The sequence below is a fragment of the Catellatospora bangladeshensis genome, from assembly GCF_016862575.1.
GTDB lineage: Bacteria > Actinomycetota > Actinomycetes > Mycobacteriales > Micromonosporaceae > Catellatospora > Catellatospora bangladeshensis.
Window position 1 is genome coordinate 14904 of record NZ_BONF01000004.1, and the last position, 24203, is coordinate 39106.

The 24203-nt window shown below is 73.3% G+C and carries 19 protein-coding genes and 2 pseudogenes; all 21 read left to right on the top strand.

The genetic code is table 11. The features are described from left to right. Positions 1-54 precede the first annotated feature (54 nt). The 21 genes and pseudogenes from Cba03nite_RS01900 to Cba03nite_RS02000 all read left to right on the top strand — a co-directional run bounded on the left by Cba03nite_RS01900 (position 55) and on the right by Cba03nite_RS02000 (position 24097). On the top strand, positions 55-2313 hold the full coding sequence (locus Cba03nite_RS01900; protein WP_275411527.1) for a peptidoglycan D,D-transpeptidase FtsI family protein: 2259 nt from the start codon (positions 55-57) through the stop codon (positions 2311-2313). A 49-nt stretch (positions 2314-2362) separates the two neighbouring features. Continuing rightward, positions 2363-3931: pseudogene (locus Cba03nite_RS01905) on the top strand (UDP-N-acetylmuramoyl-L-alanyl-D-glutamate--2,6-diaminopimelate ligase); the annotation flags it as partial. Between the two features lie 86 nt (positions 3932-4017). After that, positions 4018-5445, top strand: a complete 1428-nt coding sequence (locus tag Cba03nite_RS01910) for a UDP-N-acetylmuramoyl-tripeptide--D-alanyl-D-alanine ligase (RefSeq protein ID WP_203740993.1) — start codon at positions 4018-4020, stop codon at positions 5443-5445. Further along, positions 5442-6551, top strand: coding sequence for a phospho-N-acetylmuramoyl-pentapeptide-transferase (gene mraY, locus Cba03nite_RS01915; RefSeq protein ID WP_203740995.1), 1110 nt, complete (start codon positions 5442-5444; stop codon positions 6549-6551). The genes Cba03nite_RS01910 and mraY overlap by 4 nt, the downstream gene beginning before the upstream one ends. A 5-nt stretch (positions 6552-6556) precedes the next feature. Beyond that, positions 6557-7957: a UDP-N-acetylmuramoyl-L-alanine--D-glutamate ligase gene (gene murD / locus Cba03nite_RS01920; RefSeq protein WP_203740998.1), complete on the top strand. Its 1401-nt coding sequence runs from the start codon at positions 6557-6559 to the stop codon at positions 7955-7957. Positions 7958-8031: 74 nt separating this feature from the next. Further along, positions 8032-9486 carry an FtsW/RodA/SpoVE family cell cycle protein gene (locus tag Cba03nite_RS01925; RefSeq protein ID WP_203741000.1) on the top strand — a complete coding sequence of 485 codons (1455 nt, stop codon included), beginning with the start codon at positions 8032-8034 and terminating at the stop codon, positions 9484-9486. Continuing rightward, positions 9486-10616, top strand: a complete 1131-nt coding sequence (gene murG / locus Cba03nite_RS01930; RefSeq protein ID WP_203741002.1) for an undecaprenyldiphospho-muramoylpentapeptide beta-N-acetylglucosaminyltransferase — start codon at positions 9486-9488, stop codon at positions 10614-10616. The genes Cba03nite_RS01925 and murG overlap by 1 nt, the downstream gene beginning before the upstream one ends. A gap of 26 nt (positions 10617-10642) precedes the next feature. After that, positions 10643-12112, top strand: a complete 1470-nt coding sequence (gene murC / locus Cba03nite_RS01935) for a UDP-N-acetylmuramate--L-alanine ligase (protein ID WP_203741370.1) — start codon at positions 10643-10645, stop codon at positions 12110-12112. Then, entirely contained in the window at positions 12112-12942 is an 831-nt protein-coding gene (locus tag Cba03nite_RS01940) for a cell division protein FtsQ/DivIB (RefSeq protein WP_203741005.1), read from the top strand. Before murC ends, Cba03nite_RS01940 begins: the two co-directional genes overlap by 1 nt. 268 nt (positions 12943-13210) lie before the next feature. Next, a complete protein-coding gene (gene ftsZ, locus Cba03nite_RS01945; protein WP_144121468.1) occupies positions 13211-14320 on the top strand; it encodes a cell division protein FtsZ in 1110 nt (369 codons plus the stop codon). A 123-nt stretch (positions 14321-14443) separates the two neighbouring features. Beyond that, positions 14444-15181 (top strand): YggS family pyridoxal phosphate-dependent enzyme, encoded by a 738-nt coding sequence (locus Cba03nite_RS01950; RefSeq protein WP_203741007.1) that lies wholly within the window; start codon positions 14444-14446, stop codon positions 15179-15181. A 168-nt stretch (positions 15182-15349) separates the two neighbouring features. Beyond that, entirely contained in the window at positions 15350-16108 is a 759-nt protein-coding gene (locus tag Cba03nite_RS01955; protein WP_203741009.1) for a cell division protein SepF, read from the top strand. 29 nt (positions 16109-16137) lie between these two features. Beyond that, positions 16138-16434, top strand: a complete 297-nt coding sequence (locus Cba03nite_RS01960; protein ID WP_203741011.1) for a YggT family protein — start codon at positions 16138-16140, stop codon at positions 16432-16434. Positions 16435-16488: 54 nt separating this feature from the next. Further along, complete coding sequence (locus Cba03nite_RS01965) at positions 16489-17268, top strand: DivIVA domain-containing protein (RefSeq protein ID WP_203741013.1); 780 nt, start codon at positions 16489-16491, stop codon at positions 17266-17268. Positions 17269-17646: 378 nt separating this feature from the next. Then, positions 17647-18309, top strand: coding sequence for a hypothetical protein (locus Cba03nite_RS01970; protein WP_203741015.1), 663 nt, complete (start codon positions 17647-17649; stop codon positions 18307-18309). Positions 18310-18467: 158 nt separating this feature from the next. Next, a complete protein-coding gene (locus Cba03nite_RS01975) occupies positions 18468-18788 on the top strand; it encodes a DUF167 domain-containing protein (RefSeq protein ID WP_203741017.1) in 321 nt (106 codons plus the stop codon). Next, positions 18785-20281, top strand: coding sequence for a potassium/proton antiporter (locus Cba03nite_RS01980; protein ID WP_203741019.1), 1497 nt, complete (start codon positions 18785-18787; stop codon positions 20279-20281). Before Cba03nite_RS01975 ends, Cba03nite_RS01980 begins: the two co-directional genes overlap by 4 nt. A 583-nt stretch (positions 20282-20864) precedes the next feature. Next, positions 20865-21299 carry a TraR/DksA family transcriptional regulator gene (locus Cba03nite_RS01985; RefSeq protein ID WP_203741372.1) on the top strand — a complete coding sequence of 145 codons (435 nt, stop codon included), beginning with the start codon at positions 20865-20867 and terminating at the stop codon, positions 21297-21299. A 146-nt stretch (positions 21300-21445) separates the two neighbouring features. After that, a pseudogene (locus Cba03nite_RS01990) lies at positions 21446-21904 on the top strand (signal peptidase II); the annotation flags it as partial. Between the two features lie 149 nt (positions 21905-22053). Next, on the top strand, positions 22054-22992 hold the full coding sequence (locus Cba03nite_RS01995; RefSeq protein ID WP_203741023.1) for an RluA family pseudouridine synthase: 939 nt from the start codon (positions 22054-22056) through the stop codon (positions 22990-22992). Positions 22993-23071: 79 nt separating this feature from the next. Then, positions 23072-24097 (top strand): hypothetical protein, encoded by a 1026-nt coding sequence (locus tag Cba03nite_RS02000; RefSeq protein ID WP_203741025.1) that lies wholly within the window; start codon positions 23072-23074, stop codon positions 24095-24097. The last annotated feature ends 106 nt before the right edge of the window (positions 24098-24203 follow it).

Here is a 24203-nt window from a genome sequence, read left to right on the forward strand (position 1 = left end):
ATGAGGAGCGGACACGGCGCCGGTGCGCCGGGGCGGCTGGACCAAGGGGAGACGATGGCGCGACGCGACACTGACGAGCCGGACGAGCGGCGGGGCCGCCGCAGCGGCATAGGTGACGCGCGTGCCTTCACCCCGCGCGGCCGGACCACGCGGGACGGGCTGCCGCCCGAGCACGACGGCCGCCCGCGCGCCCGGACCGGACCGGCCGCGGAGCCGGATCCGCAGGCCGAGGCTGAGCTGCAGCGGCGCCGGGCCGAGCTGCGCATGGTGCGCGGCGGCCGGGCCGAGGAGGGCCGCCCGCCGCAGCGCCTGGGCCGGGTGACGGGTGCGCCGCGCCAGCGCCCCCGCCGCGACGAGGACGACCACGAGGAAGACTTCGCGCCGGAGCCGCCCCCGCGCCGCGCCGGGGCGGGCTCCGCGGGCCGCGGGCGCCCCGGGGTGGGCCGCCCGGCTTTCGGCGAGCGTACGCGGGCGGCCGCGCGTGACCCGCGCCGCGGCGACCGGCTGCCGCCCGCCCGGGGCCGGACGGACCAGCGCCGCGGGCGCCCCAGCTCGCCCCCGGTGGAGCCGCCGAAGATGGGTGAGCCGCGCCGCCGCCTGCGCCTGGCCACCGCCCTGTCGCTGATCCTGTTCGCGGTGATCGGGATCCGGCTGGTGCAGTTCCAGCTGACCGACGCGCCCGCGTTCGCGGCGGCGGGCCTCAAGGAGCGCCTCGACGAGGTGGGCCTGCCCGCGCCGCGCGGCGCGATCTACGACCGCGACGGCGCGGTGCTGGTCAAGAGCGTGGAGGCGCGCTTCGTCGGGGTGGATCCGGAGCTGGTCACCGACGTCCGGGGCACCGCCGTCGCGCTGGCCCCGCTGCTGGGCAAGGCGCCCTCGGAGCTGGAGCCGCTGCTGCAGAAGGGCCGGCAGGAGGTCAGCGGCGCCAAGATCCGCTTCCGCTGGCTGCTGCGCGGCCTCGACGTGCAGACCGCGAACACGGTCAAGGCGCTGAAGCTGAACGGCATCATCGTCGACCGCGACGAGCGCCGCGACCTGCCCGGCCAGGATCTGGCCGCCAACCTGATCGGCTTCACCGGCACCGACATGAACGGCCTGACCGGCATCGAGGCCCGCTTCGACGACGTGCTGCGCGGCCGCAACGGCGAGCTGGTGTACGAGACCGGCAACGGCCAGCTGGCCAAGCCGATCCCGGGCGGCTACCGCAAGGAGACTCCGGCCCAGCCGGGCAGCTCGCTGATGCTCACCATCGACTGGGACGTGCAGTTCCAGACGCAGCGGATCCTGTTCGAGAACATGCAGAAGGTGAAGGCGATCTGGGGCGCGACGGTGGTGCTGGACGCGCGCACCGGCGAGCTGATCGCCCAGGCCAGCTACCCGACGTTCAACGCGGCCGACCCGTTCGACGCCAAGCCGGAGCAGCTGGCCGACAACGCCAGCTCGATGGTGGTCGACCCCGGCTCGGTGCACAAGGCGATCGTGCTGTCGGCGGCGCTGGAGGAGGGCGTGGTCGAGCCGGACTCCACGATCAAGGTGGGCCCGAGCATCAGGAAGGGCACGCAGACCTACTGGGACAGCCACCAGCTGCCCGAGGGCACCAAGATCACGCTGCCGGGCCTGATGGCGTTCTCCTCGAACGTGGCCACCATCAAGATCGCCGACAAGCTGGGCGCGGAGAAGCTGTACGAGTACCAGAAGCTGTTCGGACTCGGCCAGCCCACCGGCATCGGGGTGCCGGGCGAGTCCGCCGGCATGCTGCAGAAGCCGGAGGACTGGAGCGGCACCTCGTACGGCTCCATCCCGATCGGCCACGAGATGGCGGTGACCCCGCTGCAGATGGCCGCGGCGTACGCGGCGATCGCCAACGACGGGGTGTGGATCCAGCCGCACCTGATCCGCAAGACGATCGCGCCGGACGGCAAGGTCACCGAGCCCGCCCCGCCGAAGTCGCACCGTGTCATCAGCCCCGGGAACGCGGCCGCGCTGCGCGAGATCATGGAGGCGGTCACCAGCGCCGACCAGGCCACCGGCCACAGTGCGGCGCTGCCCGGCTACCGGATCGCGGGCAAGACCGGCACCGGCTCGCAGGTGGTCGACGGCAAGTACGTCAAGGGCGAGGTCGGCTCGTTCATCGGCATGGCCCCGGCGGAGGACCCGCGCTACGTCATCGCCGTCTTCGTCAAGACGCCGGGCGTTGGTGCGGGCGGCAAGGTGGCGGGCCCGGCGTTCCGCGACACGATGGCGTTCACGCTGCGGCACTTCAAGGTGCTGCCGAGCACCGTCAAGTCGCCCGACTTCGTGACGCATTACTGATCCATGTCGTTAGAAGTCAGACACAGCGGGCACAGGTGTGCGGCACGTCATGGCCGGGCGGGTAAGGTCTAGCGCCGTGCCCGGGAATCACAGCTCCACCTCCGCGCCGCTGCGGCCCGCCCGCGTGACGCCGGTCGACCTCGCCACGCTCGCCGCCCTCGTGGGGGCGCAGGCGCCGGCCGGGACCGCGATCACCGGGGTCACCCATGCCGGAGACCAGGCGCGGCCCGGCGACCTGTACGCGGCCCTGCCGGGCGCCCGCCGCCACGGCGCCGAGTTCACCGCCCAGGCGCTCGCGGGCGGCGCGGTCGCCGTGCTCACCGACGCGGCCGGAGCCGCCCACCCGGGCGTCGCGCCCGCGCGGGAGGCCGGGGTGCCGGTCGTGGTGGTCGCGGACGCCAGGGAGGCGCTGGGGCCGGTCGCCGACGCGGTCTACGGCTCGCCCACGTCCGCGATGACGGTGATCGGGCTGACCGGCACCGCCGGCAAGACCTCCACGGCGTACCTGGTCGAGTCGGGCCTGCGCGCCGCCGGCCACGTCACCGGGCTCATCGGCACCGTGGAGACACGGCTGGGCGACCTCGTCGTGAACAGCGTGCGCACCACCCCCGAGGCCACCGACCTGCACGCGATGCTCGCGCTGGCCCGCGAGCGCGGCGTCACCGCGGTGGTGATGGAGGTGTCCAGCCACGCGCTGGTCATGGGCCGGGTCGGCGGGGTGCGCTTCGCGGTCGGCGGCTGGACCAACTTCGGCTCCGACCACCTGGACTTCCACACCGACTCCGACGACTACTTCCAGGCCAAGGCGCGGCTGTTCGACGGCCGCTGCGCGGTCGAGGTGCTCAACCTCGACGACCCGGCGCTCAAGCCGCTGCTGCGCCCGGCCACGGTGACCTACTCGGCCGCGGGCGACCCGTCGGCCACCTGGCACGCCGAGGGCGTCGCCGACCAGGACTTCGGACAGCGCTTCACCGCCGTCGGCCCGCCCGGCCGGGTCGCCGCGGGGGTCCGCCTGCCCGGCCTGCACAACGTCGCCAACGCGTTGCTGGCCCTGGCCTGCCTGACCTCAGTCGGGGTGGACGCGGCCGTGGCCGCCGCGGGCGTCGCGGCGTGCCCCGGGGTGCCCGGCCGCCTGGAGCGGGTCAACGCGCCCGGCCCGGTGGTCGGCGTCGTCGACTACGCGCACAAGGTCGGCGCGATCGAGGCGGCCCTGCTCGCGCTGCGGCAGCTCGCCGACGCGCGGGGCGGGCGGCTGATCGCGCTGCTCGGCGCGGGCGGCGACCGCGACACCGGCAAGCGCCCGCACATGGGCGCGGCCGGCGCGCACGGCTCGGATCTGCTCATCGTCACCGACGACAACCCGCGCACCGAGGACCCGGCGCTGGTCCGGCAGGGCGTGCTCGCGGGCACCGCCGGGGCTCCGGCCGAGGTGGTCGAGATCGCGGGCCGTCGCGGGGCCATCGCCGAGGCCGTCGCGCGGGCTGTGCCCGGCGACGTGATCGCGCTGCTCGGCAAGGGCCACGAGACCGGCCAGGAGATCCAGGGCGAGATCCACCCCTTCGACGACCGGATCGAGCTGGCCGCCGCGCTGACCGCGCGATTCGGCACGGCCGAGGGCGCGGGCGCCTCCGCGAACCCCGCCGACGGCACGACGCGCGGTGACGGCCCCGGGCCGGATGCCGCTGTACCGCAGGAGGAGGGCCGATGATCACGCTGACCCTGGCCGAGGTGGCCGAGGCCGTAGCCGGTGAGCTGCACGGCGCCGACCCGCAGGAGCGGGTGACCGGCACCGTCGAGTTCGACTCGCGCAAGGTGGGGCCGGGCGGGCTGTTCGTCGCGTTCGCGGGGGAGAAGGCCGACGGGCACGACTTCGCGCCCGCCGCGCTGGCCGCCGGTGCGGCCGCGGTGCTCGGCACCCGCCCGCTGGACGGCGTGCCCGTGATCGTGGTGGCCGACCCGCTGGCCGCGATGGCCCGGCTGGCCCGCGCCGTGCTGGACCGGCTCGACGTCACCGTCGTCGGGATCACCGGCTCGTCCGGCAAGACCACCACCAAGGACCTGATCGGGCAGCTGCTGGGCGGGCTCGGCCCGACGGTGGCCCCGCCGGGCACCTTCAACAACGAGCTGGGGCTGCCGTACACGGTGCTCCAGGCCGACGCGGACACCCGGTTCCTGGTGCTGGAGATGGGCGCGCGCGGCATCGGCCACATCAAGGACCTGTGCGAGATCGCCCCGCCGTCGGTCGGCGTGGTGGTCAACGTGGGCGTGGCGCACATCGGCGAGTTCGGCTCGGTCGAGGGCATCGCCACGGCCAAGTCGGAGCTGGTGCAGGCGCTGCCGGCGGACGGGCTGGCGGTGCTCAACGCCGACGACCCCCGGGTCGCCGCGATGGCGGCGGTCACCCCCGCCGCCGTGGTGCTGGCGGGCCAGGCCGAGGGCGCGGACCTGCGGGCCGTGGACGTGGTGCTGGACGAGCGCGGGCGTCCCTCGTACACCCTGGTGTCGGGCGGCGAGTCGGCGCGGGTGGAGCTGGGCCTCACGGGAGCCCACCAGGTCGGCAACACGCTGCTGGCGGCGGCCGTGGCACAGCGCTGTGGCATGGCGTGGTCCGAACTGCCCGGGGCGCTGGCCCGGTTGCGTGCGCTCTCGACCCGAAGGATGGATGTTTTCGACCGTGCCGACGGTGTCACGGTCATCGACGACTCGTACAACGCGAATCCGGCCTCGACGGCGGCGGCGCTGCGGGCGCTGCACACCCTCGGCGGTGGTGACGGCCCGGCGGGCCGACGCACCGTGGCGGTGCTCGGCTACCACGCCGAGCTGGGGGCCGCGGAGCACGACGGCCATGCCGAGGTGGGAGCGCTGGCCGCTACGCTCGGCGTCGGCCTGCTGATCGTGGTGGGCGAGTCCGCCGCGCCGATCCTCGACGGCGCGGCCTCGGTGCGGCATTGGGAAGGTGAGTCGGTGCTGGTCAGCGATCAGGCCGCGGCGATCGGCGTGCTGCGGGAGCGGCTGCGGGCCGCGGACGTCGTGCTGGTTAAGGGTTCGCGTTACCGAACCTGGGATGTGGTGGACGCACTGCGCGAGACGCGCGCCGGAGTCGGCGCGAGCAATGGAGACGGCCACCGATGAGATCCATCATCGTCGCGATCCTGGTGGCGTTCGCGATATCCCTCTTCGGCACCCCCATTGCCATCAAGGCCTTCACCCGGCTCAAGGCGGGTCAGCCGATCCGTACCGACGGCCCGCAGGCCCACCTGAGCAAGAAGGGCACGCCCACGATGGGCGGGGTGGTGTTCATCATCGGCACCGTCATCGCGTACGTGGTCGCCCACCTCAGCCTCACCACCCTCCCGGAGAAGCAGATCGCGCAGGTCACCCCGACCATCACCGCGCTGGTGCTGCTCGGCCTGATGGTCTTCTCCGGCGCGGTCGGCTTCATCGACGACTTCCTGAAGGTGCGCCGGCGCAACAGCGGCGGCCTCAACAAGCGCGGCAAGCTGCTGGGCCAGCTGCTGGTCGGCGCGGTGTTCGGCATCATCGCGCTGAGCGAGCCGAGCACGTCCAACTACACGGTCGGCTCCACCAAGGTCTCGTTCATCCGGGACATCAACTGGATGGACGTCGGCAAGGTCGGCGCGGTCATCCTGTTCGTGGTGGTGGTGCTCGGCGCGACCAACGGCGTCAACCTCACCGACGGCCTGGACGGCCTGGCCACCGGCACCTCGGTGATGGTGCTGGGCGCGTACAGCTTCATCGCGGCCTGGCAGTACCAGCACTGGTGCGCCGACACCGACGGCTACGCGAAGAACGTGGCCAACTACTGCTACACGGTGCGCGACCCGCTGGAGATCGCGATGATCGCCGCGGCGGCGGCCGGCGCGCTCGTCGGCTTCCTGTGGTGGAACACCTCGCCCGCCCGGATCTTCATGGGCGACACCGGCTCGATGGCGCTGGGCGGCCTCATCGCCGGCCTGGCCATGTCCACCCGCACGCTGATCCTCCTGCTGATCATCGGCGGCCTGTTCGTGATCATCACGATGTCGGTGGTGATCCAGGTGATCTCCTTCCGGACCACCGGAAAGCGCGTCTTCCGCATGTCGCCGCTCCAGCATCACTTCGAGTTGGCAGGCTGGAGCGAGGTCAACATCGTCGTCCGCTTCTGGATCATCGGAGGCATCGGGGTGGCGATCGGCCTGGGCATCTTCTACAGCGACTTCCTGCGCGTGATGGGGTGACACGGATGTACGAGGGCCGTTCGGTGCTGGTGGCCGGGGCGCGGGTGGCCGGAGCCGCCTGCGCCACCGCCCTGGCGGGCCTCGGCGCCGAGGTGACCGTGGTGGACCGGGCGGCCTCGGCGGAGACCGAGCGCCTGGCCGCCGCGGGCATCAAGGTGATCATCGGCGAGCCCGACCCCGGGCAGCTGCTGTCGGGCGTCGACCACCTGGTGGTCTCGCCCGGCTTCCCCCCGCACCACCCGCTGGCCCGAGCCGCGGCGGCGGCGGGCATCGAGGTGTACAGCGAGCCGGAGCTGGCCTGGCGCCTGCGCGGCCCCGGCGCGCCCCGCTGGCTCGCCGTCACCGGCACCAACGGCAAGACCACCACCGTCACCATGCTGGCGTCGATGCTGGCCGCCGCAGGGCTGCGCACCGCCGCCCTGGGCAACATCGGCATGCCGCTGGTCGACGCGCAGGGCGGCGGCCCCGGCGGGTACGAGGTGCTCGCCGTCGAGCTGTCCAGCTTCCAGCTGCACTGGTCCTCGACGCTCGCCCCCGAGGGCGGCGCCCTGCTCAACCTCGCCGACGACCACCTGGACTGGCACGGCGGCTTCGACCACTACGCGGGCGCCAAGACCGCCGTGTGGCGCTCGGCGCACACCGGGGGCACGGCAGTCGGCAACCTGGACGATCCGCGCGTCAGGGCGCTGCTGGAGGGCCTGCACGCGGCCCGGGTGCCGGGCCGGCTGATCGGCTTCACCCTCGACGTGCCGCCGCCCGGCTGCGTCGGCGTGGTCGAGGACGTGCTCGTCGACCGGACCGGCGACGGCGACGCCCACGAGCTGGCCACCCTCGCCGACATCCGGCCCGTCGGCGCGCACAACGTCGCCAACGCCCTGGCCGCCGCCGCGCTCGCGCTGTCGGCCGGGGTCTCCCACGACGCCATCCGGCGCGGCCTGGCCGGGTACGTCCCCGAGCCGCACCGCAACGCCACCGTGGCCACCGTCGGCGGCGTGCGCTGGGTCGACGACAGCAAGGCCACCAACCCGCACGCGGCCGCGGCTTCGCTGACCTCTTACGAGCGGATCGTGTGGGTGGCCGGGGGCCAGCTCAAGGGCGTCGACATCGACGAGCTGACGGCCCGGATCGCGCCGCGCCTGACCGGCGCCGTGCTGCTCGGCGTCGACCGCGCCGAGGTGGCGCAGGCGCTCGCGCGACACGCGCCCCACCTGCCCGTGGTGGACGTCGCCCGCACCGATGATGGGGCGATGGCGGAGGTCGTGGCCGCGGCCGCCCGGCTGGCCGAGCCGGGCGACACCGTGCTGCTCGCGCCCGCCGCCGCCTCGCTCGACATGTTCCCCAGCTACGCCCGCCGCGGCGACGCCTTCGCCGAGGCGGTGCGCGCCCTGCCCACCCCGGCGGCCTGACCCGCGCCGCACCGGCCCCGCCGGGACAACCGAACAGCACCCCGTCCGCAGCCGCCGAGATCGGAGTCCGCACGATGTCCGGTGACGCCCGTACGGCAGCGCCGCCCGCGGAGGCGGGCACGCCGGCCCCCCGCGCGCTGCGGGCGGACCTGTTCACCTGGGTGGCCGCGCTGCGCGGGCTGCTGTCCCGGCCGCTCGCGTCGTACTACCTGCTCCTGGCCAGCGCCGGCCTGCTGCTGATGATCGGCCTGGCGATGGTGTACTCGGCGACCAGCGTGGCCGCGTACAACGCCAGCGGCAACGCGTTCTCGGTGATCGCGCAGCAGGTGGTGGCCGCGGTGATCGGCCTGGCCGCGTTCTGGGTGTGCCAGCGGCTGCCGCGGCGCACCTTCCGGGCCATGGCGCCGGTGGCGCTGACGGTCTCGATCGTGCTGCTGGTGCTGATGGACGGCATCGCGCTGCTGTACGCCTCCGAGGTGCTGCCCGCGCCGCAGATCGGCTTCATCCACTCCGAGACGCTGTGGCTGTACATCGGGCCGGTGCAGCTGCAGCCGTCGGAGCTGGCGAAGTTCGCGCTGGTGCTGTGGGGCGCGGACGTGCTGACCCGCAAGGGCCGCGCGATCGTGCACCCGAAGGAGCTGCTGACCCCGCTGTTCCCGCTGGTGGGCCTGCTGTTCGTGCTGGTGGGCTACACCGACCTGGGCACCATGCTGTGCCTGCTGATCCTGTTCATCGGCCTGCTGTGGGCGGCGGGCGTGCCGCTGCGCTACTTCGGGATGCTGCTGGGCGCGGGCCTGGCGGGCATCGCGCTGCTGATCGTGGCGCCGGGGCGGTCGGGCTACCGCTCGGACCGGTTCGGCGCGTTCTTCCAGAACGACGCCGAGATCATCAACTGCCCCGGCCGGGACGACTCCTGCTGGCAGGCCAAGCAGGGCCTGCTGGCGATCTCCGACGGCGGCTGGTTCGGGGTCGGGCTGGGCAAGAGCAGCCTGAAGTGGAACTGGCTGCCCAGCGCGCACAACGACTTCATCTTCGCGGTGATCGCCGAGGAGCTGGGCGTGGTGGGCTGCCTGGTGGTGCTGTCGCTGTTCGCCGTGCTCACCTACACCGGCCTGCGGATCGCGCGCCGGGTCAACGACCCGTTCCGCCGGATGGCGGCGTGCGCGGTGACGCTGTGGCTGGTCGCCCAGGCCGTGATCAACATCGGCGGGGTGGTCAAGCTGCTGCCCATCACCGGCCTGCCGCTGCCGTTCATCTCCGACGGCGGCACCGCGCTGATCGTGACCCTGGCCGCGGTCGGCATGCTCGCGTCGTTCGCCCGCGCGGAGCCCGACGCGGCCCGAGCCCTGCATGCCCGTCCGGCCCCGAAGTGGGTGCAGCTAGTGTGGGCGCCGTTGCCACCGTTGCCCGCGCCGGCGCGACCCGCCGACGCGGCGGCGTCCGCGGACACCGGGACGGCGGCGGCGAAGGCGAAGACCGGGCAGGCGAAAGAGCCCGCGGGCGGCGGTTCGGGCGAGAGGAGACGCTGATGGTGCAAGGTGACGGTCGACTGCGGTCGGTGGTGCTGGCCGGCGGAGGCACCGGCGGGCACATCTACCCGCTGCTGGCGTTCGCGGACTGCCTGCGCCGCCACGATCCGGACATCCGGATCACCTGCCTGGGCACGCCGCGCGGCCTGGAGACCGAGCTGATCCCGGCGGCGGGCTACGACCTGCGCCACGTCCCGGCGTTCCAGCTGCCCCGCTCGGTGAACATGAACCTGCTGCGCACCCCGGACCGGATGTACCGGTCCACCAAGGCGGCGCGCGCGATCATGGACGAGGTGCAGGCCGACGCGGTGGTGGGCTTCGGCGGGTACGTCTCCGTGCCCGCGTACCTGGCCGCCTGGCGCCGGCACACGCCGATCGTGATCCACGAGGTGAACGTGCCCGCCGGCATCGCCAACAAGCTGGGCATGAAGTTCACCGACAACGTCGCGGTGGGCTTCCCGCACCAGCCCCGCCAGGACGAGGCGCTGCGCGACGCGACCGTGGTCGGCGTGCCGCTGCGGCAGTCCCTGGCCACCGTCGACCGGGTCGCGCTGCGCGAGCAGGCCCGCGCCCACTTCGGGCTGGACCCGCACCGGCCGACCCTGTTCGTGTTCGGCGCCTCACAGGGCGCCCGCTCGATCAACCTGGCCGTGGCCGCCTCGGCGAAGGCGCTGACCTCGGCCGGAGTGCAGGTGCTGCACGTGATCGGCGCCCGCAACGAGGACTTCGACGTGCCCAGCGGGCTGGACGCGCCGTACGTGCGGGTCAAGTTCATCAACGAGATGCAGCTGGGCTACGCCGCGGCCGACCTGGCGCTGTGCCGGGGCGGCGCGATCACCTGCGCGGAGACCGCCGCGCTGGGGGTGCCCGCGATCTACGTGCCGCTGCCATACGGCAACGGCGAGCAGCGGCGCAACGCCCTCCCGGTCGTTGAGGCTGGTGGGGGACTTATCGTGGACGACGCCGAGCTGACCCCGCAGTGGATCGAGCAGAACGTGCTGCCGCTGGTGACGGACTCGTCCCGGCTCGCCACGATGGGCTACGCGGCGGCCGCGTACGGCCGGCGCGACGGTGACGAGCAGCTGCGCTCGTTCCTGCTGAACGCGCTGGCATCGGCGAAGCGGAACTAGGGAGGCGTGCAGTGGAGACGGCGGAGATGATCCCGGCGGGTGTGCTCACCGCGGAGGACCTGGGCCGGGTGCACATGATCGGGGTCGGCGGCGTGGGCATGAGCGGCCTGGCCCGGCTGCTGCTCACCCGCGGCGTCCCGCTGTCGGGTTCGGAGCTGCGCGAGTGGCCGCACCTGGCCGCGCTGCGGGCGCTCGGCGGCACCATCTACATGAGCCACGACACGTCGAACCTGGACGGGGTGGACACGGTCATCTACTCGACCGCGATCCCGGCCGACCACGTGGAGCTGGCCGAGGCGCGCCGCCGCGGGCTGCGCGTGCTGCACCGCTCGGAGGCGCTGGCCGCGGCGATGACCGGCCGGCGCACCATCGCGGTGGCGGGCACCCACGGCAAGACCACCACCACCTCGATGATCACGCTGATCCTGCAGCACGCCGGGCTGGCCCCGTCGTTCGTGATCGGCGGCGAGATCTCCGAGGTGGGCTCGAACGCCCACCACGGCAGCGGCGAGTACTTCGTGGCCGAGGCCGACGAGAGCGACCGCTCGTTCCTGCTCTACCGGCCGCACGTGTCGATCATCACGAACGTGGAGGAGGACCACCTCAACACGTACGGCACGCTGGCCAACCTGGAGGACGCGTTCGTCGAGTTCGGCACCCTGATCGAGGCCGACGGCTTCGTGGTGACCTGCGCCGACGACCCGGGCGCGCAGCGGGTCACCGCGCGGCTGCGCGACCTGGGCCGCACGGTGTTCACCTACGGCGAGTCGCCCGAGGCGGACCTGCGGGTCACCGAGATCACCACGACCGCCGCGGGCGTGCGCTACCTGGCCGCGCTGGACGGCAAGGAGCTGGGCGAGTTCTCCATGCCGGTGCCGGGGCGGCACCTGGGCCTCAACAGCGCCGCGGCCGTGCTCACCGCGCTCAAGCTGGGCCTGGACCCGGAGGTGGTGGCGGCCGCGCTGGCCGCGCACCCGGGCGTGCGGCGGCGCTTCGAGCTGAAGGGCATCGTCAACGGGGTACGCGTCTACGACGAGTACGCCTACCACCCGACCTCGATGACCGCGGCGCTGCAGACGCTGCGCGAGGTGGCCGGGGACGGCCGCCTGGTGGTGGTCTTCCAGCCGTACCGGATGTACCGCACCCGCGACCTGCAGGCCGAGATCGCGACCGCGCTGTCGCTGGCCGACGAGGCCGTGATCATGGAGGTCTTCGGCCCCGGCGAGGTGCGCGAGCCCGGCGAGGGCGGGGTGGCGCTGACCGCGGCGATCCCGCTGCCCGAGGCGCAGAAGGTGTTCGTGCCGTCCTGGGAGGACGTGCCGGGCGAGGTGGTGCGGCGGGTCCGGGAGGGCGACGTCGTGGTGACCATGGGCGCCCCGCCGATCTCGCTGATGGGCGACGAGCTCATGCCGGCCCTGTCCGCGCGCGGCGACGCCCCCTCGCCGAACGGCTACGTCGCCCGCCACGCCTCGCCGGACGCGCGAGAGCAGGGCTGATGCCGGACGGCCGGGACCCCTCGGCAGGCTCGCGCCGCAGCTGGCGGCTGGTGCGGGCGGGCACCGACGCGATCCCGCCCTGGGTGCGGCGGTTCATGCAGCAGTACGGCGCACGGCGCGCCCGGCTCCCGCTCTCCCGGGCGGGGCGGGTGCGCCGGCGCCGGCAGATCGTGGCCCGGCTCGGCATGGCGCTGGCCGGGCTGCTGGCCGTCGGCACGCTGGGCTGGCTGATCTTCGTCTCGCCCGTGCTCGGCGTACACGACGTCTGGGTCGAGGGTGCTCTCGTCCTGGAGACCGACCAGGTGGTCGCGGCCGCGGCGGTGCCCGACGGCACCCCGCTGGCCCGGGTGGACACCGACGCGGTCCGCGACCGGGTGGCCAAGCTGCCACCGGCCCGCGAGGTCACCGTGTCGCGGCGCTGGCCGTCCACTCTGGTCATCGAGATCGTGGAGCGCTCGCCGGTGGGCGCGGTGCCCAACGGAAAGAAGTACGATCTTTTCGATGATCATGGTGTGATCTACCGTACGGTCACCAGCGTGCCGTCCGGGGTGGCCCGGGTGGAGCTGGCCACGCCGGGTCCGCAGGACACCTCGACCCAGTCGGCGCTCGTGGTGCTGCGGTCGCTCGGCGAGCGCCTGCGCTCCGAACTGGTCACACTGGTGGTCGAGGGTCCGGCCCGGATCCGGCTGGAACTGCGCGGCGACCGCGTCGTGACCTGGGGAGACGCTGAGGAGAGCGAGATGAAGGCGAAGGTGGCGACCGCGTTGCTGACCAAGCCCGACAAGCGCATCGACGTCAGCGGCGTGCCCGAGGTGGTGACCCTCGGCTGATCCGGTCGCGCGGTGTGCACGAGGTCTCCACTATGGAAGACGAGACACGCCGTGATGGTCCTTGGATCACGGCGTGCCGACGCTTACGTTTTCGTACAAGACAATGATTGACATAACCGTAAGGCTCTAGTAGAGGTTTAGGGTTTCCGCCCGAGCCTCTGCCGGAGCGGCGGCGACCGGGGTCCGCCCCCGGACGTCGCGGCACGACAGGCCGGGTGGGGGCGCTGCCCTCGCCCTTGTGGCACAAGAGCCTCGAAGGAAGGGTCCGATGACACCTCCGCACAATTACCTCGCGGTCATCAAGGTCGTCGGCATCGGCGGCGGTGGCGTGAATGCCGTCAACCGCATGATCGAGGTCGGCCTCAAGGGCGTGGAGTTCATCGCCATCAACACCGACGCGCAGGCGCTGCTGATGAGCGACGCCGACGTCAAGCTCGACGTCGGCCGCGAGCTGACCCGCGGCCTGGGCGCCGGGGCCAACCCCGACGTGGGCAAGAACGCCGCCGAGGACCACCGCGACGAGATCGAGGAGGTGCTCAAGGGCGCCGACATGGTCTTCGTGACCTGCGGCGAGGGCGGCGGCACCGGCACCGGCGGCGCGCCCGTGGTGGCCAACATCGCCCGCAAGCTCGGCGCGCTGACCATCGGCGTGGTGACCCGGCCGTTCTCGTTCGAGGGCAAGCGCCGCCAGGTGCAGGCCGAGTCCGGGATCGAGGAGCTGCGCAACCAGTGCGACACGCTCATCGTGATCCCCAACGACCGGCTGCTGGCGCTGGGCGACCGCGGCATCACCATGATGGACGCGTTCCGCCAGGCCGACCAGGTGCTGCTGTCCGGTGTCCAGGGCATCACCGACCTGATCACGACGCCGGGTCTGATCAACCTGGACTTCGCCGACGTCAAGAGCGTCATGAGCGGCGCGGGCAGCGCGCTCATGGGCATCGGCAGCGCCCGCGGCGACAACCGCGCGGTGGAGGCGGCCGAGCGCGCCATCTCCAGCCCGCTGCTGGAGCAGAGCATGGACGGCGCGCGCGGCGTGCTGCTGTCCATCGCGGGCGGCTCCGACCTCGGCCTGTTCGAGATCAACGACGCGGCGCAGCTGGTCACCGACGCGGCCCACCCGGACGCGAACATCATCTTCGGCGCGGTCATCGACGACGCGCTCGGCGACGAGGTGCGGGTGACCGTGATCGCGGCGGGCTTCGACGGCGGCTCGCCGTCGTACAAGCCGGTCGAGATCCCCCGCAAGGTGACCCCGCCGGTGGAGGCGCCCACGCTGCGCCACCCGACACCCACCAGCACCCCGCCGGCCCAGTCGCAGCGCAAGGTGCTGTTCGACGACGTCGACGTCCCGGACTTCTTGAAGAACGGGTCCTAGTTCTTCAAGAAGCAGCCGGCTCAGCTTGAAGAACGGGTCCTAGGGCCCGGCCTGCGTGATCGAGGCTCCCGCCATGCGGTAAGAACAGCATGGCGGGAGCTTCGAGCGCGGGTGGGGTGGATCGTGACGGACGAGCGGCGCGAGCAGATCGCGGCGAACCTGGCGGCGGTACGCGAGCGCATCGCGGCCGCCGCGGCGAAGGCGGGCCGGGACCCGCGCGAGATCACCCTGGTCGCCGTGACCAAGACCTACCCGGCCGCCGACGTGCTGCACCTGGCCGCGCTCGGCGTCACCGACGTGGGCGAGAACCGTGACCAGGAGGCGGCCCCCAAGGCGGCCGAGACCGCGGCGGCAGGGGCGGACCTGCGCTGGCACTTCATCGGGCAGCTGCAGCGCAACAAGGCCCGCTCCGTGGCCTCGTACGCGGCGATGGTGCACTCGGTCGACTCGGTGCGCCTGGCGTCCGCCCTGGACGCCGCCGCGGCGCGCGCGGCCGGCGAGGGCCGCCCCGGCCCGCTGGACGCGCTGGTGCAGCTCAGTGTGGACGGTGACCCGGAGCGCGGCGGCGCGCTGGCCGAGGGCGACGATCCGGATCGCGGGCTGCGGCGGGTGGCGGCGGCGCTGGCCGAGGCCGCCCACCTGCGGCTGCGCGGCGTGATGGCGGTGGCGCCGCTGGACTGGGCGGCCGAGCGGGCGTTCGCGGAGGTGGCCCGGTGCGCCGCGCTGATCCGGGCGGAGCATCCTGATGCGACGGTGGTCTCCGCGGGCATGAGCGACGATCTGGACGAGGCCGTGGCGTGCGGCGCGACACATGTGCGCATCGGCAGCGCATTGCTCGGAATGCGACCACCCCTGCGGTAGCCTGGCGGCGAGGCACCGAAATTACACGAGTGTGGTTAACCCATGTGAGTGAAGATGTAGGTGCGGCAGGCACCGGCCTCGTGGCGGGCTTTATGGAGAGCCGGTGGCTGCGCGAGAGCGGCACAGGCACGGGGGTTTGTGCCGCACGGCGGACGGAGGGGCGCGGCAATGGGCGCACTGCGGAAGGCGGGTGTCTGGCTCGGGCTGGTCGAGGACGATGACGAGCACGAGTACGACGACGCTGCCTACGACAAGGGATACACCTCCGGTTACCGCGACCGCGGGGGCCGCCGCGACCGGGCGGAGGACCGCTACTCGCGTGACGGGGGTCGGTACAACGACGACTTCGAGGACGACGACGACCTGGACGAGGCGCCGTCGGTGCCGCGCACCCGCATGGCGGTCGACCGCAGCGGCTCGGCCCGGCTGGAGGCCGCGCGCGAGTCGGCGCGGGCCGAGGCCACGCGGCTGAACGTGGAGGCGCGCCTGGAGGCGGCGCGGGCCGAGCGGGCCACCGTGCGCCCGATCACCCGTCCGCTGACCGCCGCGCCGGCCGCGTCGGCCACCACCACCGCCACGCGGGACAACCTGGCGCTCGCGCCCCAGGTGCAGCCCCAGCAGCGGGTGGCGCCGCCGGTCGAGGACGACCGCCGGCCGCAGATCACCACGCTGCATCCCACCACGTACAACGAGGCGCGGCAGATCGGGGAGCGGTTCCGGGACGGCACGCCGGTGATCATGAACCTTACGGAGATGGACGAGGCGGACGCCAAGCGTCTGGTTGACTTCGCGGCGGGACTCGCATTCGGGTTGCGGGGTACGATCGAGCGCGTCACCAACCGGGTGTTCCTGCTCTCACCGGCCAATGTCCAGGTCACCGCCGAGGACAAGGCCAAGATCGCCGAGGGTGGGTACCTCAACCAGTAAGCCAGCCCTACCGAGGGACGCCGACTGTCGTGTTTTCGCCTGTCCTGCAGGTCGCCTATCTCGCGATCTACCTGTTCTACCTGGTGCTCCTGGCCAGGTTCGTGATGGGCTACGTGCTCTCCTTCAGCAGGCGCTGGCAGCCGGCCCGTGGGTCGGCTGCCGCGCTCGAAGTGGTGTGGAGCGTCACTGATCCGCCTCTCAAAGCGTTGAGGCGTGTGATCCCACCGTTGCGCATTGGTACCGTGAGCATCGACCTGAGCTCCATCGTCCTGTTGATTATCCTTTTAGTGCTGATGATTATCGTTCGGAGCCTGATCCTCGGGTGACCCCCACCCGTTGATCGGACGCCGACGCGGCCGCGACTGACCCGAGGAGTTTCGATGCCGCTCACCCCGGCCGACGTGCACAACGTCGCCTTTAAAAAGCCTCCGATCGGCAAGCGGGGGTATGACGAGGAGGAGGTCGACGCCTTCCTTGATGAGGTTGAGCGCGAACTCGCCCGTCTGATCGAAGAGAACAGTGAGCTGCGCATGCAGGCCGAGCGCGGTGGCGGTGGCCGCCCGGTCGGTCCCGGCGGGCCCGACCCGCGCCTGGCGGCCGAGCTCAACGAGATGAAGGCGCAGCTCGACCGCATGCAGCGGGACAAGTCGGCCGCCGAGCAGGCCGCCCGCGCCATGCAGAACGAGCTGGAGCAGCTGCGCGGCGGCGGCATGGCGGCCGCGGCGGCCATGTCCGGCCCGGAGGGCGAGCAGCAGGCGCTGCGCGTGCTGATGATGGCCCAGCGCACCGCCGACGACCACGTGTCGGACGCGCGCCGCGAGGCCGACAAGGTGCTGTCCGAGGCCCGCTCCAAGGCGGAGGAGGTCACGCGCGACGCGCGGGCCAAGGCCGACGCGCTGGAGCGCGACGCCCGCCAGCGCCACCAGGAGGCGATCAGCGGCCTGGACGCCAAGCGCACGGCGCTGCAGCAGCACATCGACACGCTCAAGCAGTTCGAGCGGGAGTACCGCACGCGCCTGAAGGCGTACCTGGAGAGCCAGCTGCGCGACCTCGAGGGCCGTGGGCAGAGCCTCGAGGCCGAGATCGGCCGTGGCGAGGACCGCCCGGCGGGCTCGGGCGGCCTGGCCGCCGCGGGCTCGGGCTCCTTCAACGGCCGCTGATCCGGCCAGGTCACCCGCGCCGCGCGACGCGTCCCGGGGCGGTCCGCCCTGACGGCGGGCCGCCGGGACGTGCCGGCGCGGGCCGACCCGAGCACCACAGAGCTTGACCAGCACCACCGGCTTCACCAGCACCACCAGTAACTCACCCCTCCAGCGCCACCGCGGCAGCCTCACCCCTCGACAGCTGCCGTTCGCACGCAGATGGAAGAACGAGCCCGGACAGGGCCGGCCGGCACACGCCGGCACGGTGGCCCGGGTTCGCCGGTGCGGGACCCTCCCGTGTCGGAGTGAGAAGACGGGTTCGCAGCCGCCCGGTCCCCCCGGACGGCCTGCCTGCCCTTCGACACCTGGATCTAGCCGACGCGGCGGGGGTGAGCTGTGATAGTCGCAAGTCTGCTGCTCATCCTCGTTGCCGTTGTGCTGCTCGTGCTGGGACTCACGGACGGGTCGAGCGGTCTGCTCGTCGGTTCGATCGGTACCAGCCTGCTGGCTGCGGTCGCCCTCGTGGTGGGCGCGCGCCAGGCCGCCGCCGCCAGGGCCGCGGCGGGCATCCTCGACGACGAGGACGACGAGCAGTTCGACGGTGACGAGGATGACGAACCGGTCGGCCGCCGTGCCGGCGGCCGGGCCGTGGTGCCGCCCCGGGTCCCGGAGCGGGACGACTGGGACGACGAGCCGGTGCGCCAGCCGGTGCTCGGCCGCACCGAGACCGAACCGATGGCCTCGGGATACCAGCAGACCGAGGTGGTCCTGCCCGCGCAGGGCGCCGGTGGGCGGGCCGACGACTTCGACGACGAGGACCCGCCGGACGAGCCCGTGGCGCAGCGGGTCTCCCCGGCCGACGCCGCCCGGATCGCCCGGATGGGGGCCGAGGTGCTGGTCATCGACGGGCGCCCGCGCTACCACGTGGCGGGCTGCGTGCACCTGCTGGGCCGCCCGTACGAGCCGCTGCCGGTCTCCGAGGCCGTCGACCTCGGATTCAGCCCGTGCGGGCTGTGCGAGCCGGACAGCGCGCTGCTGGCCGACGCGCGCCGGGTCTGACCACCGGCCCGGTCCTCCGGTGTCTCCGCTGATCTCCTCGGGTGGGAGCCGGGAGGGTACGGCGACCGCCCGCGCGGCGCCGCACCGCTCCCGGCTCCCCGGCGGGACACCGGAGGACCTGCCGTCACGTCCGGTGAGCCGGACCGGCACAATGGGCTATGGCACGTGATCGGTCAGCGTCGGTGACAGAACCCGCCGTTGTCGCGGTCCGGGTCAAACCGGGCGCGGGCCGCACCAGGGTGGGCGGCGCCTACCCGGGGCCGCACGGGCCCGCGCTGATCGTCGCCGTGCAGGCCCCCGCCGTGGACGGCCGCGCGACCGAGGCGGCCCGCCGGGCGCTGGCCGAGGCGCTGGAGCTGCCGGCCGCGAGCGTCTCCCTGCGCACCGGCCAGACCAGCCGGGACAAGCTGTTCCTCGTCGCGTCGCCCCCGGCCGATCTCGGCGCCCGCCTGTCCGCGCTGCGCGAGGCGGCACATTGATCCCGCACCTGGACGTGGCCCTGCTGATCGGGGCCGCGGTGCTGCTCGTCGCCGTGGCCGCGGTGCGCTGGTCCACCCGCCTGGGCGTGCCGAGTCTGCTGGTCTACCTCGCGCTCGGCGTGCTGCTGGGCTCGGTCTTCGGCCTCCGGTTCGACGACGCCGAGGTCACCCGGATGCTCGGCACCTGCGCCCTGGTCCTGATCATCGCGGAGGGCGGCCTCACCGCCCGCTGGACCATGCTGCGTCCCGTGCTGGGCCTGGCCTCGGCGCTGGCCACGGTCGGCGTGGTGGTCAGCGTCGCGGTGGTCGCGGTCTCCTGCCACTTCCTGCTCGGCTGGGACTGGCGCACCTCGGCGCTGATCGGCGCGGTGCTGTCCTCCACCGACGCGGCGGCGGTCTTCTCCACGCTGCGCCGGCTGCGGCTGAAGCCGCGGCTGGTGGCCACGCTGGAGGCCGAGTCGGGCATCAACGACGCCCCGGTGGTGCTGCTGGTCATCCTGCTGTCCACGCGGGCCGAGGTGGGGCCGTGGTGGCTGGAGACGCTGGTCATCTCGTACGAGCTGCTGGCCGGTGCCGTGATCGGCCTGCTGGTCGGCGTGGTGGGCCGGGAGCTGCTGCGCCGGGCGGCGCTGCCCGCGGCGGGCCTCTACCCGCTGGCCGCGGTCGGGCTGACCGTGCTGGCGTACGCGGGCGGCGCCGTCGCGCACGCCTCCGGCTTCCTGGCGGTGTACACGGCCGGGGTGGTGCTGGGCAACGCGCGCCTGCCGCACCGGCAGGCGATCCTGGGCTTCGCCGACGGGCTGGCCTGGCTGTCCCAGATCGGGCTGTTCGTCCTGCTGGGCCTGCTGGTGTCGCCGCCCGGCCTGATCGAGATGCTGGTGCCCGCGGTGGTGGTGGGCGTGGTGCTGACGTTCGCGGCCCGGCCGCTGTCGGTGCTGCTGTGCGCGACGCCGTTCGGGGTGGGCTGGCGCGAGCAGGCGTTCCTGTCCTGGGCCGGGTTGCGTGGGGCGGTGCCGATCGTGCTGGCGACCATCCCGATGGCGCAGCGCATGCCGGGGGCCGAGGCGCTGTTCAACATCGTGTTCGTGCTGGTGGTGCTGTTCACCCTGGTGCAGGCAGGCACGCTGCCGGAGGTGGCGCGGCGGCTGCGGGTGACCGCCCCGGCCGAGGCGACCGAGCTGCGCGTGGAGACCGCGCCGCTGGAGCGTATGCATGCCGACCTGCTGCAGCTGGAGGTGCCGGACGGCTCCGGCCTGGCCGGGGTGCACCTGGACGAGCTGCGGCTGCCGGTGGGCGCGTCGGTGACGCTGGTGCTGCGGGGCGGTGTCGGGTTCGTCCCGGATCGCGACACCCGGCTCCGGATGGGCGACAGCCTCCTGATCGTGACCACCGAGGCGGTCCGGGATGAGGCCGAGCGGCGGCTGCGCGCGGTCAGCCGGCGGGGCCGGCTGGCGCACTGGTTCGGGGAGGACGGCCGGGAACACGGTGACTAGGTGATATTGTCCCTTTTGCCAATTTAATGGGAAAGGGAGGGGCCGGGACGGTCGTGTCCGGAGGGCCCATCGGGGCGCATCCGGCCGCGTACGGCGAAAGCGGTCCTGCGCGTTGTCGCGAAATGGTCAGGCAGCGCGTGGCATGTTTGTGGACCGTCCATACGTTCCGTATTCTTGCCAGCCTATTGGAGTGCGCGGCGTGAGCCGCGCGCCCGTTTTGCATCTGGGGGACGCCATGGCCGAGAGGACAGGCGGGAGCAAGACCGGAGCGGCGGCGAAGAAGGCCGTCGCGAAGACCACCGCGGCGCCGAAGCGCTCCGTGAAGACAGTGGCTGCGGGGGCGGCCACGGCAAAGGGGGAATCGGTGACGGCTACCTCAGAGACCTCGCCCGCCAAGCGTGTGAGCGCGAAGGCGCCCGCGACCGAGCGGAAGACGGCGGCCAAGCCCGCCGCGGCTGCGGCCGACGCCAAGAAGTCGGCCCGCGCCACCACGGCCTCCCGGCGGCCCGCCGCCGGAGCGGAAGAGAATCCCCCTGCCCAGGCAACGCCGAGCGCCGCCACGTCCGCGGCCGAGGGAGCGACCATGGTCAAACCTGCCGAGTCCAAGACCGCCAGCCGGACGGCCGCCAAGGCCACCCCGGCGAAGAAGGGTGATCGCAGCGCCGCGGAGACCGAGAAGATCCGGCAGGCGCTCACCGCGCGCCGCGACGAGCTCCAGGAGGAGTACGACCACACGCTCGTGGAGATCGCCGAACTGCAGCGGGACCGCTTGACCGACTCGGCCGGCGACGACCAGGCCGACACCGGCACCAAGACGTTCGAGCGCGAGCAGGAGATCACCCTCGCCAACAACATCCTGGAGCGGATCACCCAGGTCGAGCGCGCATTGGAGCGGCTCGATGAGGGAAGCTACGGGTGGTGCGAGAAGTGCGGCAACCCGATCCCGGTGGAGCGGCTGGCCGCGTTCCCCTCGGCCACGCTGTGTGTGACGTGCAAGCAGCTGGAGGAGCGCCGCTGACCACGTAAGGTGGTCGCGGCGTGAACGGCAGGGCGCAGCAGCGCCCGGGACAGGGGAGTGTGTCGGTGGAACAGGCGGACCAGAGGGAACCGGAACACTCCCCAAGCCGGATCGGCCGCGGCAAGGCGGTCGGGATCTTCGCGGCGATGGCGGTGTTCGCCCTCGGGCTGGACGTGGCCACCAAGGAGTGGGCGACGAAGCTGGACCCGGACGAGCCGATCCGGCTGCTGGGCGGCGCCGTCTACATGTCGCTGACCCGCAACAGCGGCGCGGCGTTCAGCCTCTTCGCCGACCACACCTACATCTTCCCGATCATCGCGGTCGGCGTGCTCTGCTGGATCGGGTGGATGGCCCGCCAGCTGCGCTCGCTGCCCTGGGCGCTGGCGCTGGGCATGGTGCTCGGCGGTGTGGTGGGCAACCTGCTCGACCGCATCTTCCGGGCGCCGGCCCCGTTCCACGGGCACGTGGTGGACTTCATCAGCGTGTTCGATCCGCACGGGCAGGCCTTCCCGATCTTCAACGTGGCGGACATGGCCCTGGTCGGCGGCGTGAGCCTGGCGATCCTGCTGGAACTGCTCGGCCGCCAGCGCGACGGCACCCGGATCACCTCCGGCAAGGACGACGACGCCCAGGCCGCCGACCTGCACGCGCAGCGCCGCGGCCAGGCCCAGCACGAGGTGCGGGCGCTGGGCGACCCGCGCGACCCGGCTTCGGCCAGCGTCCCGACCGACCCGCGCTCCCAGGCGTGGGGCGCATGAGCCTGCGCGGTGAGAGCCGCTCCCTGCCGGTGCCCGACGGGCTCGACGGCATGCGGCTGGACCAGGCGGTGTCCCGGCTGTTCGGGCTGTCCCGCACCGCGGCGGCGACCCTGGTGGAGGCCGGCGACGCGCTCGTCGACGGCGTGCCCCGGGGCAAGTCGGACAAGGTGACCGGCGGCAGCTGGCTGGAGGTGACCCTGCCCGCCCCGCCCACCGCCCCCGAGGTGGTCGCCGAGCGGGTCGAGGGCCTGCGGATCATCCACAGCGACGACGACATCGTCGTGGTCGACAAGCCGGTCGGGGTGGCCGCCCACCCCAGCCCCGGCTGGACCGGCCCCACCGTGATCGGCGGGCTGGCCGCGATGGGCCAGACCGTCGCCACCAGCGGCGCCGCCGAGCGCCAGGGCGTGGTGCACCGCCTCGACGTGGGCACCACCGGCCTGATGGTGGTGGCCAAGAGCGAGTCGGCGTACAGCGCGCTCAAGTGGGCGTTCAAGCACCGGGAGGTGGACAAGCGCTACCACGCGGTGGTGCAGGGCCACCTCGACCCGCTGCGCGGCACGGTCGACGCCCCCATCGACCGGCACCCGACGCACGACTGGAAGTTCGCGGTGATGTCGGGCGGCAAGCCCAGCATCACCCACTACGACACGCTGGAGGCCTTCCCCGCCGCCAGCCTCGTCGACATCAAGCTGGAGACCGGGCGCACCCACCAGATCCGGGTGCACTTCTCCGCACTGCGCCACCCCTGCGTAGGCGATCTGACCTACGGCGCTGATCCGACCCTCGCCGCCCGCCTCGGCCTGCACCGGCAGTGGCTGCACGCGCGCGAGCTCAGTTTCATCCACCCCGGCACCGGACTAGAGGTCCGGTTCGTCAGCGAGTACCCACCGGACCTGGCGCAGGCGCTCACGCTGCTGCGCGAGGCCGGCTGACACGCGCTCGCGCCCCCCGCGCGAGGCCGGACGAGAGGAACGCCGGATGCGCCCGTTGCGGCATCTGGATCAGGTGGTCGTGCCACGACTGGCACGGGGTTTCGCCCGCGTGGCGCGGGGCCGGTTGCGGTTGCGGCTGCTGACCGGCGCCGCGCTGTGCGGCGTCACCGGCGCCCTGCTGGCCGTGGTGTGGACCGCGCACCGCGGCACCACCGCGGAGGCCGAGACCGCCATAGGCGAGACGGTGCAGGTCGGCGTCGTGCAGGGGCAGTCGGTGCCGCTGTACGCCCGGCAGGCGCGCTCGGAGCTGGCGACGCTGCTCAAGCGCCCCGCGGCCAGCCCGGTGGAGACGTACGCCCTGGTCAGCCTCAAGGCATACCTGGCGCCGGAACGGCTCACGCCGGTGCTCGGCGGGGTGTCGGTGGTCGAGGTGTTCGCCCGGGTGCCGCTCAAGGAGGCGGACACCCCGTCGGTGCGCATTCCCGCCTTCAAGATCCCCGATGACGTGGTGACCGGGATGCGGCAGGTGGCGCAGCGGCGTGCGGCCGACGCGGGCGACTTCCGGGATCTGGCGGCCAAACTGCGCACCGCCGACGCGGCCGAGGACCGGCTGCGGGACACCTACCTGGACGACTCCGGGGTGGCCGCGGCCGAGGCGGAGGCCTACCGGGCCGCCTGCACGTGCGTGTACGCGGCCGTGGTGCGGGCGACCCCGGCGGCGCTGGACCAGATCGCCGCGCGGCCCGAGGTGCGCGCCGTCGACCCGGCGCCGGAGGTGCGCCGCCTGGACCGGGCGGTGTTCCTGCCGCCGCTGCCCGAGCAGGTGGGCCAGGCCGGCCCGTCGGCCACCGCCACGCCCTCGGCCCCGGCGGACGGGTCGCCCTCGGCTGAGCCGTCAGGTGGGCCGTCAGGCGGCTCCTCTGCCGGGCCGGGCGCCGCGGACGGCCCCTCACCCGATCCCTCGCCACGCCCGTCCGGCAGTCCGGACGCCGCGCCGGAGCCGTCGCCGTCCGGATCCGCGCCGGGGGCGGGTGAGGCCACCGCCACCCCGGGCGCTGAGGCGGGCCTGCCGAGCCCGAGCCGGTCCCTGCTGGCGGCGGGCTGACGGGTGTCGCCCGATGGAGTCCATACCCGGCATCGAATGGTGTCGTTGAACACAGCGGGCGGTACGCAAGGCATCCTCGCCTTCGGCGGCGGGAATCGGCCGAGAG

Coding starts and splice junctions, on each gene's coding strand:
- Cba03nite_RS01965 (WP_203741013.1), top strand. CDS start 16,489: ATGCCGCTCACCCCGGCCGACGTGCACAACGTCGCCTTTAAAAAGCCT.
- Cba03nite_RS01955 (WP_203741009.1), top strand. CDS start 15,350: ATGGGCGCACTGCGGAAGGCGGGTGTCTGGCTCGGGCTGGTCGAGGAC.
- Cba03nite_RS01975 (WP_203741017.1), top strand. CDS start 18,468: ATGGCACGTGATCGGTCAGCGTCGGTGACAGAACCCGCCGTTGTCGCG.
- murG (WP_203741002.1), top strand. CDS start 9,486: ATGGTGCAAGGTGACGGTCGACTGCGGTCGGTGGTGCTGGCCGGCGGA.
- murD (WP_203740998.1), top strand. CDS start 6,557: ATGTACGAGGGCCGTTCGGTGCTGGTGGCCGGGGCGCGGGTGGCCGGA.
- Cba03nite_RS01985 (WP_203741372.1), top strand. CDS start 20,865: ATGGTCAAACCTGCCGAGTCCAAGACCGCCAGCCGGACGGCCGCCAAG.
- murC (WP_203741370.1), top strand. CDS start 10,643: ATGATCCCGGCGGGTGTGCTCACCGCGGAGGACCTGGGCCGGGTGCAC.
- mraY (WP_203740995.1), top strand. CDS start 5,442: ATGAGATCCATCATCGTCGCGATCCTGGTGGCGTTCGCGATATCCCTC.
- Cba03nite_RS01995 (WP_203741023.1), top strand. CDS start 22,054: ATGAGCCTGCGCGGTGAGAGCCGCTCCCTGCCGGTGCCCGACGGGCTC.
- Cba03nite_RS01940 (WP_203741005.1), top strand. CDS start 12,112: ATGCCGGACGGCCGGGACCCCTCGGCAGGCTCGCGCCGCAGCTGGCGG.
- Cba03nite_RS01925 (WP_203741000.1), top strand. CDS start 8,032: ATGTCCGGTGACGCCCGTACGGCAGCGCCGCCCGCGGAGGCGGGCACG.
- Cba03nite_RS01900 (WP_275411527.1), top strand. CDS start 55: ATGGCGCGACGCGACACTGACGAGCCGGACGAGCGGCGGGGCCGCCGC.
- Cba03nite_RS01910 (WP_203740993.1), top strand. CDS start 4,018: ATGATCACGCTGACCCTGGCCGAGGTGGCCGAGGCCGTAGCCGGTGAG.
- ftsZ (WP_144121468.1), top strand. CDS start 13,211: ATGACACCTCCGCACAATTACCTCGCGGTCATCAAGGTCGTCGGCATC.